Source organism: Chryseobacterium suipulveris (genome assembly GCF_022811685.1).
GTDB lineage: Bacteria > Bacteroidota > Bacteroidia > Flavobacteriales > Weeksellaceae > Kaistella > Kaistella suipulveris.
Map to the genome: position 1 here is coordinate 2,832,579 of NZ_CP094532.1, position 12,807 is coordinate 2,845,385.

The window sequence follows — 12,807 nt, forward strand, 5'->3', positions numbered from 1 at the left end:
TTTTTTATTGCAAATTTTATTTTAATTTTGTCCCCTTAACTTTAATTAAATAAAAACATTATGAAAAAAATCTCTTCTTTGCTGGTTGCTTTATTTGCAATCATCACAGTTTCAGCTCAGGTACAGGTTACAGTAACTTCAGCTGGAAAAGTAAAAATCATGTACGGAGCTTCAAATAATTACACATTTTATGCTCCGGGAGTAGGAACTCAGACTTTTTATATCCACATGTGGTCTGTACCAGCAGATAATGGTACCGGTGCACAACTTGATGACTCTTGGAACAACTCTAATGTAACAATGAACTGGAGCGCTGCAGACAATGCTTACGTTGGAAATGTTGACTTTGCTACAAAGCTTTGGACCGGCACTAATAATGTAATCCCTGCAGGTACTACTTTAACCAACTTTGGAATGGTTTTCAAAGATCAACAAAACGGCGCAACGCACCAGTCTGCTGACGTTCAAGCGAACACAGTTGGTTTTACTCCGACAACAATTCCTGCATTGGCTGTTTCTAACGTTTCTGCAAAAGCTAAATCAGCAGTAGTAGCAGGTAAACTTTATACTTCTGCAAAAGGAAACCTTACTCTTTCGGTATATGAAATGAGCGGAAAGCTGGTTAAGACTTTTAATGTAAACGCAGACGGAAACGCAATCGACTTGAATGTACCTTCTAACGGACTTTACCTTGTGAAAATCAGCAATGGTTCTGAAAACGAAGTAGTGAAGTTTGCAAAATAATCTTCATTAACAATTAATAAGAGACTGCCCAATTTCGGCAGTCTTTTTTTTTGTTTTGATAAACTCATGCAAAAAACATAAATTTGCCAAAGTATGAATTTCACCGCACTGATTCTCGAATTTTTGAAACAAAACGGAACCGTTTCTCTACCCGGATTCGGAACTTTTTATCTAAAGAAAAGCAACGCGGTTCTGGACAGTGACGGCAAAAGTATTCTACCGCCGGGAAGTGAAATCGCTTTTCGTGAAACTGCAGCGAGAGATTCACAAAAGTTTGCACAATTTGTTGCAAAACACAATAAAGTAAAACAGATTGACGCCGAAATCGAGATCACGAAACAGGTGAATTTCTGGAACGCAACTCTTTATAAAGAGAAAAAGCTTTCCGTTGAAAATTTGGGAACTTTTTTTCTGGACGACAGCAAACTGCATTTCAAAGGAATTAGAACAGAAAATCTTTCGCCCGATTTTTACGGACTGGAAGAAATCAAGTTTTCCGAAATCAAGAGGAACAGAACAAAAGCGGGTGCATTCACCTTCAGCAATTCCGCTTGGTGGATCCTTCCGTTGCTTGCCGGTGTTTTAGGGCTCGCTTATGTGGGAATTACTCAGCCGGAAATGATCTTCGGCAAGAAATCATTCAACAATTTACACGAAGAAAAACCTGCTCCGAAAATTCAGAAAGACAGTGTCAAAACTGATTCTGCAAATGCAGCGATCGCGGTTCAGGACTCGATCCGAACAGATTCTATTGAAACTGTGGCAATTCAGCCCAAGAAAACAGCCCAAAAGTGGAGCTCAAAAAATTATTCAAAATCTAAATGGCAAAAATCAAAAAAGCGTCGGAATCATTAACGGTGATGACGAATATCGTGCTTCCCAACGAAACCAATTCACTCAGAAACCTTTTCGGTGGCGAACTTTTGGCAAGAATGGACCGATGCGCGTCAATTTCCGCAGCAAGACATTGTGAAAGACGCGTCGTAACGGCTTCTGTGAACCACGTTTCGTTCAACCACCCCATTCCTGAAGGCGGAATCGTTGTTTTGGAATCGAAAGTTTCAAGGGCGTTTTCTACCTCAATGGAAATTTATGTCGATGTTTGGTTGGATGATCCGATCAATCAGAAAAAAATCCATACCAACGAAGGAATCTACACTTTCGTGGCGGTGGATGAATTTAACAAACCGGTTCCGATCCCACAAATGGAGCCAGAAACCGAGGAAGAAAAACTTCGGTTCGATGCCGCACTGCGAAGAAAAGAACTTTCGCTCATCCTCTCTGGAAGAATGAAACCTGCAGATTCGGTGGAGCTGAAGAAACTCTTCTCTATCTAAGTTGATTTGAAATTGCCATGAACCATCTTGGCTCTTTTTACTTGACTCTTGGCTCTTTTAACTTGGCTCTTTTATCATGAAAATCCTCCTCCTCGACAAAAACCACCCACTCATTACGGAACAACTTTCCGCAAAGGGTTTTTTGTTGGATGAAGATTTCACTTCCTCTTACGATGACGTCTTAAAAAAGATTTTAGATTACGACGGAATCATTATCAGAAGCAGAATCCCGATCGACAGGAACTTTATTGAGCATGCTAAAAATCTGAAGTTCATTGCGAGAGTCGGCGCTGGAATGGAAAATATTGACTGCGAGTTTGCCGAACTTTCAGGAATCAGACTCATCAGTTCACCCGAAGGAAACCGGGATTCTGTGGCGGAACACGTTTTGGGAATGTTGCTGATTTTGATGAACCGTCTGTTTATCGCATCCAACGAGGTAAAAAACGGAATCTGGAAAAGAGAGGAAAACCGCGGCGACGAGCTTCTAGGGAAAACATTCGGAATCATCGGTTACGGAAATATGGGAAAAGCGGTCGCCAAACGGCTCTCGGGGTTTGGCTGCAAAGTCATTTTCCACGATATCTTACCGAATCTTTCAGATGAATTTGCAACTCAGGTTTCATTGGAAGAACTCAAAAAAGAATCCGATATCTTGAGTTTGCACCTCCCGATTACGCCTGAAACACATTATCTCATTGACGAAAAATTTATTTCTGAAATGGAGAAGGATTTCTATTTCGTGAACACTGCCCGTGGAAAAAATGTCAAAACGAAAGATTTAGTTGAAGCCATTAAAAATGGAAAAGTAAAAGCTGCAGCACTTGACGTTTTGGAATATGAAAAATCGTCTTTTGAAAATCTAGAAACGAAAAACGAAGACCTTCAATTCCTGCTCAACTCTGAGAAGGTCATCGTGACACCACACATTGCGGGCTGGACAACACAAAGCAAAGAAAAACTGGCGCAGGTAATTGTGGACAAGATTTTGATTGAAATTGTTTAACTCTAATGCACAAAAAAATTCTTGCTATGGAAGTAATTATGTTTCGACCACAAAATAAGAAAGAAAAAATGTTGATGAAGATTTTTTTCAAGGCCTTGAATTTGGAAATCGAGGAAAGGGAAGAGACAACTTCTGACATTACAAATCCTGTGATTTTGGAACGATTGGAAAGAATACGGAAAGACCAAGAAGGCAACACCATCAGAATTGACCCAAAGAATGTATGGAAATCTATTTCTTCAAAATAGAGGACATTACAAAGACAAATAGGGATTCATTTACTGAGTCCTTTTTTTATTTCAATTTCTTAACAAATCTTTATGACTGCAATCTTACGCTGCTTTCCAAAAAATCCCTTAATTTGCGGGATTCTTAAATAGTTTTTCTTGATGAATTTTTTCCGCAGTATTTTGCCGCTGCTACTTTTGGCGATTTTGGTGACCTCATGCAAATCAGAAGGCATCAATTCTGAAAGCGAAGACACCGAAACCAGCTTGCCCAATTACGGAAACATCAAGCTTGCCGAGATTTTCCACAGAAAAGACATTAAGCTGGAAAACAAGGACTCCATCGTATCTGTTCTCGACAACTACTACAAAAACGTTTGGGAAAAAGGCGATTTGTGGGGCGGGTTTCTCGTAGCAAAAGGCGACAAAATTCTTTACGAAGAATACCGCGGATTTGCTCAGGACAAAAATCAGGAACCCATCAATAAAGAAGTTCCACTGCACGTCGCGTCGGTTTCAAAAACTTTGACAGCAATGGCGGTAATGAAACTCGTGGAAGCTGGAAAAATTGATCTGAATGACCATCTGACAAAATTCTTCCCAAAATTCCCCTATCCGAAAGTGACTGTTTTCACGCTTTTAAACCAAAGAAGTGGACTACCGAAATACGAATACTTCATTGAAAAAATAAAGCCAGAACCAGCGGAACTTTCCAAGAAATTCCTCACCAATCAGGATGTGCTGAATATGCTGATTCGTTACCAACCCGAACTTTCGCGCGAAACCGACACTGGCTTTATGTACTGCAATACGAATTATGCGTTATTGGCTTTAATTGTCGAGCAGGTTACCAAAACTCCTTTTCCGGAGGCGATGCAGCAGATTGTTTTCCGCCCACTGAAAATGAAGCACACCTATATTTTTCAGGAAAAAGATACGGCGACCGCAGCGAAATCCTTTTACCAACGCGGACCGAGAGTTTATCCTTATGATCGTCTTGATGCAATATACGGCGACAAAAACGTGTTCACCACGCCACGCGATTTGCTGAATTTCTCCAAGGCGATGTTTGCCAAAAACTTCCTTCGCCACGACCTTTACGAAAAGATTTTTGAACCGTACAGCAACGAAAGACCGGGAGTCAACAATTATGGAATCGGTTTCAGGATGAAGGTCTTTAACGAAAACGAAAAACTCACCTACCACAACGGATGGTGGCACGGAACGAACTCTGTTTTTGCCCACCTTCTGAAATCCAACGTAACCATTGTCGCCATCGGAAACAAATATTCGAGGAGGGTTTATTCGGCACTCGCGCTTTCCGGGCTGTTTGAAAATTTCCCTTACGAAATCGAGAAATTCCACAAGGTGATGAACGAAACCGACAGTACTAAAAGTTCTACTGCCAAAGATTCCGTGGATTCCTACAGCGAATAATTTCTTATTTTTGTTCAAAATTTCTCAATGAGGAAAATTATTTTTCTTTTCATTTTCAGCATCATCGTCACTTCCTGCGCAAGAGTTGGTTCCCCAGTTGGCGGTCCCAAAGACACGATTCCGCCGAGAGTTGTCGGGAGCAATATCGATACTTCAAGAGTGAATGTACCACGAAACATCAAGGAACTCCGCATTGATTTCGACGAGTACATCACGCTGAAAGACATCAACAAAAACCTGATTATTTCGCCATCATTAAAAAGGATGAAAAAAATTCTTCCTTCGGGAATGGCGAATAAATACCTGCTGATCAAATGGGACGATACGCTGCAAGCAAATACAACCTACAATTTTAATTTTGGAAACTCGATCGTTGACAACAACGAAGGAAACCCGCTTCAATACTACACTTTTGCTTTTTCTACTGGAGATAAAATCGACAACCTCTACATCAGCGGCGATGTGAAAAACATGATCGCCCAGAAACAAAGCGGCACCGCTGAAAAGAATTTCGTGGTCGGACTATATCAGGAAAAAGATTCCATGAACTACCGCCAAAAACCGTACTACATCACCAAAGCCGATCCAGACGGTTACTTCGAGCTGAATTATCTGTCGCCCGGAAATTACCGAATTCTCGCATTCGACGACGCCAATGGAAATTCAGTGTATGACGCAGGAAAAGAAAGTGTCGGCTTCAAGAAAGAAAAGATTGAGTTGGACAAAAGTATTTCGGGAATGGAAATTTACCTTTATCCATCGAAGAAAGCGGTAAAATACACCGAGATGAAAGAAGTTCCTGGTGGAGTTTTGATGACTTTCGAAGGGAATCCAGAAAGTGTGAAAGTGCAGTCGCTCAACGCAAAACTCCAGGATTACAAAGTAACGCAAACTCCAAAATCTGATTCGGTGACCATTTGGTTTGATGCCCGAAAACAGGATCTGGGAATCACACAAAGCGAAAACCTGAAATTCAGCTACGACAACGGAATCAAGAAAGATTCGGTATCGCTGTTTTACCGTTACAACACCAAGAATGAAATGACGGTCAGCAATTCCAGAGGGAATCTTTTGCCGCCGAATCAGGATTTCGCCATCAAATCGAATTACTATATCGACAGAATTCAAACAGAAAAATGGACACTGGTTTCAGACAGCATCCAACAGGAATTTACCGCAAGAATCTCGGAAAAAAATCCTTACGAAATTTTCATTAAAGCTAATTTTAAGGAAGGTAAAAAATACTCATTAACTGTACCGAAAGAAACCGTGTCTTCTTTTTACGAATCGATTGCTAAATCCTACCGATTTGATTTTGAGGGAGATAAAACCGAAAACTACGGCACTTTAAATCTAACCCTTGAAAATCCACCAACTCACAAGTTCTGGCTACAATTGCTGAATGAGGGAAATGATGTTGCGTATTCCCGTTACGGAAAAGAAACTAAGTTTATCTTTAGCTCCATAAAACCAGGGAAATACCAGATTCGGATCTTGGTTGACAATAACGAAAACGGAATTTGGGACACCGCCGATTTTGCCAATAATGAATTTGCGGAAGATGTTTATTTGATGGACAAGAAGATTGACATTCGTCCGTTGTGGGAAATCCGCGAAGTGTGGGATCTCGCGCCGAAGAAGGAAGCGCCGAAAGAGACTTTACCGAACGTACCGACTCCAATAGAAACCAAGAAACCTTAATGATGAAAACATTCCTGAATATTCTATACTGGTTTCTGATTGTGATTGCATTGATTCAGTTCATTCCTGTGGACAGAACCAACAAACCCGTTGATGAAAAAGTGAATTTCGTGACGGTGCAGAACACTCCCAAAAATGTTACTGAAATTTTGAAAAAAGCTTGCTACGACTGCCATTCCAACGAAACGGTTTACCCGAACTATGCGTATGTCGCGCCAATTTCGTGGTCGATCAAGAACCACATCAACGAAGGTCGAGAACATCTGAATTTCTCGGAATGGAAGAATTTCAACCCTGATTTGAAAAAGAATATGCTCGAAAACTCGGCGAAATCGGTCAAGGATTACTCGATGCCGATGACTGGTTATATTGCGCAGCATCCCGAGGCGAACCTCACCAAAGCGGAAAGGGTTTTGCTCGTGAATTACTTTGAGGAACTGCTGAAGTCGGGGAAATACTAAAATCCAATTAGAAAAGGTTTCAGTTCTTTTCTTCACCGCAAAGATTATCTATAAGGCATCAAATCTTAAGAATGCAAAGAAGAATCTGCAAGCAGATTTTTTGAAGCGCACTCCATCCATCCTTCTTCAATTCGTCTTTGACGAAAAAATCTTTGCCCACTGAATTATGGAAGTTCAAAACTCAATCTTTGCGTTTTCAGAAAAAAACTTGCTTTTATAATTTGTCACATAATTTTTGATAACTGATCAGATTTGAATAATTATCAAAATCTGAAAATGTTTACGGTTGAAAGTTTTACAAAACTCCCAATCCCAGGAAAACAGAAAACACAATTAAAGCCACCGCAACAAATTTTTGAAGGAAGGAAATGGTGATTTTCTTCAAGAGTTTATTCCCTAAAAAAGCACCCGCAAAAGCAGAAAGTGTCGCGAGAATCACCAAGTTCCAGTTGAGGGATTCGTTATTCTTGATGATGTGTTCCGAATAAACGGAAAGCCGCGAAATATCGATGAGACAGGCAATTGCAATTCCTGTCGCGATAAAAGCTTCCTTCGATAATCCCGCCCGAATCAGAAACGCCGATCGGAGCGCACCTTGATGCCCTGAAAGTCCGCCAAAGAAACCACTCACCAATCCACCGAGCGGTAAATATTTTTTGCCGAACTGCAGGTTTTTCAGCCGGGGAATCAAATCGAAGAGCGCGAAGAAAATTAACAGAACCGCGATGATCACCTTGATTGCAGTGATTTGAAATGATTTTCCCGAAAATCCGTATTCGTAAAACGGTTTCATTTCTGAAAGATAATTGAGCAAATAAGCTCCCAAAAACGCCGCCGCAATTGCAGGAATCCCAAATCTCAACAAAACCTGTTTGTCAACATTTTTCCCAACGAGGAAGAATTTGAAGACGTTGTTCAGAAAATGCACAATCGCCGTTAAAGCAATGGCAACTTCGACCGGAAAAAACAGTGCGAAAACGGGAAGAAGAATCGTTCCCAAACCAAATCCTGAAAAAAAAGTAAGTCCCGACGCAAACAGCGCAACCGCACAAATAATAATTTCCTGCATTTCTAATTTTTTGCCATCCAAAAATTAAAATTAAGGAATATCTGCGAGAAGCATATTAACTTACTGCCGCCTCTCCAATCTCGGTCTGCTGAAAAGCGAAATAATTACTCCCGCAAAAAGCCCGATCGTTTTCAGCGAAGCAAACTGCGAATCTGTGGGAATGAATGCGCCAATCACGCAAAGTGCAGCCGCAAGATACATCGGATAAAGAAATTTTTGGTTGGTTAAAGTCGGTGCCTGCAAAAAGAAACTCGCCCCGATTAAGATGTAGAAAAACTTCTGGTACAAAAGGTTGTTCAGCTCAGGCGACAATAGGTTGAAGAATCCGATAACGAGGCAAACGAGTGCCGCAATCGATAGGATTCCTTGAATTGTTTGTGTATTTGTATTCATTAATAACTCTCATTTTGATTAGGAAAATCCGAACTTTTCACGTCTTTCACATATTGGGAAACCGCGCCAGTAATTTCGGTATATAGGTCGAGGTATCTTCTTAAAAATTTAGGTGAGAAATCCTTGTTCATTCCCACCATATCGTGGTACACCAAAACCTGACCGTCGCAGTCGGGACCTGCTCCAATACCGATGGTTGGAATCGAAATGCTTTCTGACACTTTCTTTGCGAGTGCCGCAGGAATTTTTTCCAAAACCAAAGAAAAACATCCGAGTTGCTCCAGAAGTTTGGCGTCGCTGATGAGTTTCTCTGCTTCCTCCTCTTCTTTTGCGCGAACTTTATACGTTCCGAACTGGTAAATCGACTGCGGCGTCAATCCCAAATGTCCCATCACAGGAATTCCAGCATTGACGATTTTGATGATCGATTCCTCGATTTCTTTTCCGCCTTCTAGTTTTATTGCATGAGCTTCAGACTCTTTCATAATCCGAACTGCAGATTCCAACGCTTTCTCGGGATTCGACTGGTAACTTCCGAACGGAAGATCGACCACCACCAAAGCTCGGTCAACACCACGAATTACACATTGTGCGTGGTAAATCATCTGATCCAAAGTAATCGGCAAAGTAGTTTCGTAACCCGCCATCACATTGGAAGCGGAATCTCCGACCAAGATCGCGTCAACTCCGCCTGCATCCACCATTTTTGCAGTCGTGTAATCGTATGCGGTGAGCATCGTGATTTTTTCTTTGTCGAATTTCATTTTTCGCAAAGTCTCGGTGGTAATTTTTTTGAGTTCTGAATGTACAGACATAATCTTAACTTTCGGCTTTATGCTTTCTGCAATCAGCAGATACAGAAAATTAAAGATAGATGAGGAAAAGCCGACCGCTGATCGCCGACTGCAGACAGCTACATAATCACGTGCCCCAACTTAATCAATTTCTCGTGGTTGAGGATTTTGATGAGTCTGCCGTCAACTTCGATGAGCCCGTCCTGCTTGAATTCGGAAATCAAGCGGATTGCGCTTTCTGTGGCGGTTCCGATAATGTTGGCAATTTCTTCACGGGTTAATGAGATCTTGATAAATCCTTCTGGATCGGTTCCCAGTTTCTGCTCGAGAAGCAAAAGAATTTCCGCGAGTCGTTCCCGAACGGTTTTCTGAGCAAGGAAAGTTACGGTATTTGAGGATTCGCCGAGTTCGAAAGCGATTTTCTGCAACATCACAAAAGCCAGCTTGGAATCCACTTCCAACAAATGTAGAAAAACATCCGACGGAAGAAAAGACGCCTCAACATCGGTCATCGCTTCGGCTTTTGCCTGAAAGTCTTCACCGCATAGAATGGAGCGGTATCCGATCAGATCACCTTCTTTAATAAAACGGAGAATTTGTTCCTTTCCGTAAACCCCTAATTTTGAAAGCTTTGCGGTTCCTTTTTTGAGCAGATAAACTCCTTTTGCCATTTCACCATCCTCAAAAATGGTTTCGCCTTTATGAAATTTTAGAGATTGCCTTGAAGACAGATATTTTTCAAAATCCACGGGCGACAATGTTTCTCTGAATGACTCTTCGTTAAAGGTGTTCTGCAGATTCTCCTCGATCAGGGTTTGTTTTTCCAGTGACATAGTTTTATGACATTTATCAGCAAAAATAGGGTATTTAAAGCCTTGCTACAAATTTATTTGTCATAATTTTGTCCGTTAAACTTTGTTGAAGTGGCCGAAAACTGTTTTCATTGTGGGCAAGACATCGCGAAAGAGCGGATTTCTTTCGACGAAAAGGTGTTTTGCTGCAACGGCTGCAAATCGGTTTATGAAATCCTGAACCTCAATAATTTAGGTAATTTCTACGAGCTCAATAAACGGTCGGGAATCCGTCCAGATGAAAGCTCCTCGCAGTTTGATTATCTCGACACTCCTGAAATTTTTGAGAAAGTGACCGATTTTTCCGAAGGAAACACGAGTTTGGTTACGTTTAAGATTCCTGTAATTCACTGTTCATCATGCATCTGGTTGCTTGAAAGTTTGCAGACGCTGAACAAAAACATCAATTATTCCCAGGTTAATTTCACCAGAAAAACAGTTCAGATTTCCTTTAACCAAAACGAACTGAAACTGAGCGATTTGGCGAAATTCCTAACCAATCTCGGGTACAAACCAGTCATCAATCTGGAAACCGCTGAAAGAAAAGAGGAAACTCTTGACAAGACTTTGCTCATTAAATTAGCAATTGCAGGGTTCGCATTCGGAAACGGAATGTTTTTTTCCTATCCCGAATACGCCGCTGAAGTAATGGGAACAAGCGATTTCTGGTTCGACAAATACAAGAATCTGTTCCGATTTATTATGTTCCTTTTGGCGACTCCCGTTGTTTTTTACTCCGCTTCAGATTACTTCAAATCGGCTTGGTTTGGCTTAAAGAATAAAATCGTCAACATCGATGTACCGATTGTTTTAGGGATTTTGATGCTCTATGGGAGAAGCATTTACGAGGTGCTCACCGATTACGGAGCGGGTTATTTCGACACTTTGTGTGGACTGCTGTTCTTCATGTTGCTCGGAAAACTATTTCAAAAAAGAACGTACAGCGCACTTTCCTACGACCGCGACTACAAATCGTTTTACCCGATTGCCGTGACCAAAATCGATTTCCATGGAAAGCAGGAAAATATTCTTCTTTCGGAATTAAAAGTCGGCGACCGGATTTTGGTGAGAAACCAGGAAATTATTCCCGTAGATTCCATTTTAATTAATGGTGAGGGAAATATCGACAACAGTTTCATCACGGGCGAAAGCGCGTCAGTTCCTAAAAAAGCAGGAGACAAAATTTTCGCGGGCGGAAAACAGACAGGTTCTGCATTAGAACTGGAAGTTATCAAAACCGTAAACCAAAGTTATCTTACGCAACTTTGGAATAAAGAAGCATTCAAAAAACACGAAACGGGACTTGATACTTTAACCAACCATATTTCCAAATACTTCACCTTCACCATTTTAGGAATCACCTTGATTGCAGGAATTTACTGGATCCGCGTGGATTTTGAGAAAATGTTTCAGGTGGTTGCAGCGATTCTGATCATTGCTTGTCCGTGTGCATTGGCGTTGTCTGCTCCGTTTACGTTTGGACACGTGATGCGGATTTTGGGGCGGAATAAATTTTATGTTAAAGATACTTTAACCATCGAAAAAATATCTAAAATCGGCACACTGGTTTTTGACAAAACGGGAACGATCACCCATCAGAAAAAAGCTGACATCGTTTTTGAAGGAACTGAAATTCAGGAATTTGACTTAAAGAACATTAAATCATTAGTAAAAAATTCCAATCACCCGCTTTCAAAATCTCTATATGAATTTCTGGAAATTGAGGATGAGCACTTCCCTGTTGAACATTTTCTTGAAATTCCTGGGAAAGGTTATGAAGCCGAAGTTCGTGGGAAAACGTATAGAATCGGTTCTGCAAAATTGGTTGGTCAGGAATCCAAAAATTTGGAAACTGCAGTTTATATCAGCGGAAATAATGAGTACTTAGGAAAATTCATCTTTAAAAATGAATACCGCGAAAACTTGAATTCTCTATTTAAAAAACTTCACGGTTACAATATCCATATTCTCAGTGGTGACAATTCTTCGGAAGAAAACCAGCTGAAGTCGATGATTCCGAATCCGCAAGGAATGGCGTTTAACCAAAGTCCTGAAGACAAATTGAACTACATCAAAAACTTACAGGAAAAAGGACAAAAAGTGGCGATGCTCGGCGACGGACTAAATGATGCAGGTGCTTTGAAACAAAGCAACGTGGGAATCGCGGTTGCGGATGACACCAATTCGTTCACGCCTTCATCGGATGTAATCATGTCGGGAGAAAAAATCACGGAACTCGACAAATACCTGAACTATTCGAAAGATGCGATGACGATAGTGAAAATGACTTTCGCGATCAGCTTAATGTACAATGTAATTGGGGTGAGCTTCGCTGTACTTGGTAAGGTTTCTCCACTATTTGCCGCGATTCTGATGCCGATCAGCTCGATCAGTGTGGTGGTGTTTACTTCTGTGGCAACTTGGTGGCGGAGCTCTAAATATTTCAGTATCAGAAAGTAACGAAGAAGCCACTTATTTAGAAGAATTTTAAATTAACATTGTTTAACATCCCTTGCCGAAAATCATAATTTTTAAGTAAATTTGGGGCAGGTTTATTTCTAAATTTGCACGGGAGATGGATATACTGTACCTGATGATTCTTTGCAGCGTGACATTGGCAGTAGTTTTCCTGATTATTTTCATCGTGAATGCCAGAAAAGGTCAGTTTGAAGACGATGAATCCCCTGCAGTAAGGATTTTGCTGGATTCGGAGGTGATTAAGGAAGAGGAGCCGCAAAATGAAGAAACAGTTAAAAAAGATATAGAAGAAAAAAGTGATTAGTTAAT

14 protein-coding genes are annotated in these 12,807 nt (G+C 40.9%); 10 read left to right on the top strand and 4 right to left on the bottom strand.

Annotated elements, in window-relative coordinates; genetic code table 11:
* The first annotated feature begins 60 nt into the window (after nucleotides 1-60).
* The 8 genes from MTP09_RS13390 (at nucleotide 61) to MTP09_RS13425 (ending at nucleotide 6,913) form a co-directional block, all read left to right on the top strand.
* Entirely contained in the window at nucleotides 61-744 is a 684-nt protein-coding gene (locus MTP09_RS13390) for a T9SS type A sorting domain-containing protein (protein ID WP_243548943.1), read from the top strand.
* Between the two features lie 93 nt (nucleotides 745-837).
* Nucleotides 838-1,599: an HU domain-containing protein gene (locus MTP09_RS13395; protein ID WP_243548945.1), complete on the top strand. Its 762-nt coding sequence runs from the start codon at nucleotides 838-840 to the stop codon at nucleotides 1,597-1,599.
* On the top strand, nucleotides 1,566-2,081 hold the full coding sequence (locus MTP09_RS13400) for an acyl-CoA thioesterase (RefSeq protein ID WP_243548947.1): 516 nt from the start codon (nucleotides 1,566-1,568) through the stop codon (nucleotides 2,079-2,081). The genes MTP09_RS13395 and MTP09_RS13400 overlap by 34 nt, the downstream gene beginning before the upstream one ends.
* 76 nt (nucleotides 2,082-2,157) lie before the next feature.
* Nucleotides 2,158-3,087, top strand: coding sequence for a 2-hydroxyacid dehydrogenase (locus tag MTP09_RS13405; protein ID WP_243548949.1), 930 nt, complete (start codon nucleotides 2,158-2,160; stop codon nucleotides 3,085-3,087).
* A 5-nt stretch (nucleotides 3,088-3,092) separates the two neighbouring features.
* The gene (locus tag MTP09_RS13410) at nucleotides 3,093-3,335 is read left to right on the top strand and encodes a hypothetical protein (RefSeq protein ID WP_243548951.1); all 243 of its coding nucleotides are present in this window, start codon (nucleotides 3,093-3,095) and stop codon (nucleotides 3,333-3,335) included.
* 141 nt (nucleotides 3,336-3,476) lie between these two features.
* Nucleotides 3,477-4,751 (top strand): serine hydrolase domain-containing protein, encoded by a 1,275-nt coding sequence (locus MTP09_RS13415; RefSeq protein WP_243548952.1) that lies wholly within the window; start codon nucleotides 3,477-3,479, stop codon nucleotides 4,749-4,751.
* 27 nt (nucleotides 4,752-4,778) lie between these two features.
* Nucleotides 4,779-6,452: an Ig-like domain-containing domain gene (locus MTP09_RS13420; RefSeq protein ID WP_243548960.1), complete on the top strand. Its 1,674-nt coding sequence runs from the start codon at nucleotides 4,779-4,781 to the stop codon at nucleotides 6,450-6,452.
* 2 nt (nucleotides 6,453-6,454) lie between these two features.
* The gene (locus tag MTP09_RS13425; RefSeq protein ID WP_243551677.1) at nucleotides 6,455-6,913 is read left to right on the top strand and encodes a heme-binding domain-containing protein; all 459 of its coding nucleotides are present in this window, start codon (nucleotides 6,455-6,457) and stop codon (nucleotides 6,911-6,913) included.
* A 295-nt stretch (nucleotides 6,914-7,208) separates the two neighbouring features.
* Here the strand turns inward: MTP09_RS13425 and MTP09_RS13430 are convergent, their stop codons facing one another.
* From MTP09_RS13430 to MTP09_RS13445, 4 genes are all read right to left on the bottom strand, one after another.
* Nucleotides 7,209-7,982: a sulfite exporter TauE/SafE family protein gene (locus MTP09_RS13430; RefSeq protein WP_243548962.1), complete on the bottom strand. Its 774-nt coding sequence runs from the start codon at nucleotides 7,980-7,982 to the stop codon at nucleotides 7,209-7,211.
* Between the two features lie 60 nt (nucleotides 7,983-8,042).
* Entirely contained in the window at nucleotides 8,043-8,375 is a 333-nt protein-coding gene (locus MTP09_RS13435; protein ID WP_243548964.1) for a hypothetical protein, read from the bottom strand.
* On the bottom strand, nucleotides 8,375-9,190 hold the full coding sequence (gene panB / locus MTP09_RS13440) for a 3-methyl-2-oxobutanoate hydroxymethyltransferase (RefSeq protein WP_243548966.1): 816 nt from the start codon (nucleotides 9,188-9,190) through the stop codon (nucleotides 8,375-8,377). The genes MTP09_RS13435 and panB overlap by 1 nt, the downstream gene beginning before the upstream one ends.
* 98 nt (nucleotides 9,191-9,288) lie before the next feature.
* A complete protein-coding gene (locus MTP09_RS13445) occupies nucleotides 9,289-10,002 on the bottom strand; it encodes a Crp/Fnr family transcriptional regulator (RefSeq protein ID WP_243548968.1) in 714 nt (237 codons plus the stop codon).
* A 90-nt stretch (nucleotides 10,003-10,092) separates the two neighbouring features.
* Here MTP09_RS13445 and MTP09_RS13450 point away from each other — a divergent pair, with 90 nt between their 5' ends.
* Both MTP09_RS13450 and ccoS read left to right on the top strand, forming a co-directional pair.
* On the top strand, nucleotides 10,093-12,480 hold the full coding sequence (locus MTP09_RS13450) for a heavy metal translocating P-type ATPase (RefSeq protein WP_243548970.1): 2,388 nt from the start codon (nucleotides 10,093-10,095) through the stop codon (nucleotides 12,478-12,480).
* Between the two features lie 115 nt (nucleotides 12,481-12,595).
* Complete coding sequence (ccoS, locus tag MTP09_RS13455; RefSeq protein ID WP_243548972.1) at nucleotides 12,596-12,802, top strand: cbb3-type cytochrome oxidase assembly protein CcoS; 207 nt, start codon at nucleotides 12,596-12,598, stop codon at nucleotides 12,800-12,802.
* Nucleotides 12,803-12,807: the final 5 nt, after the last annotated feature.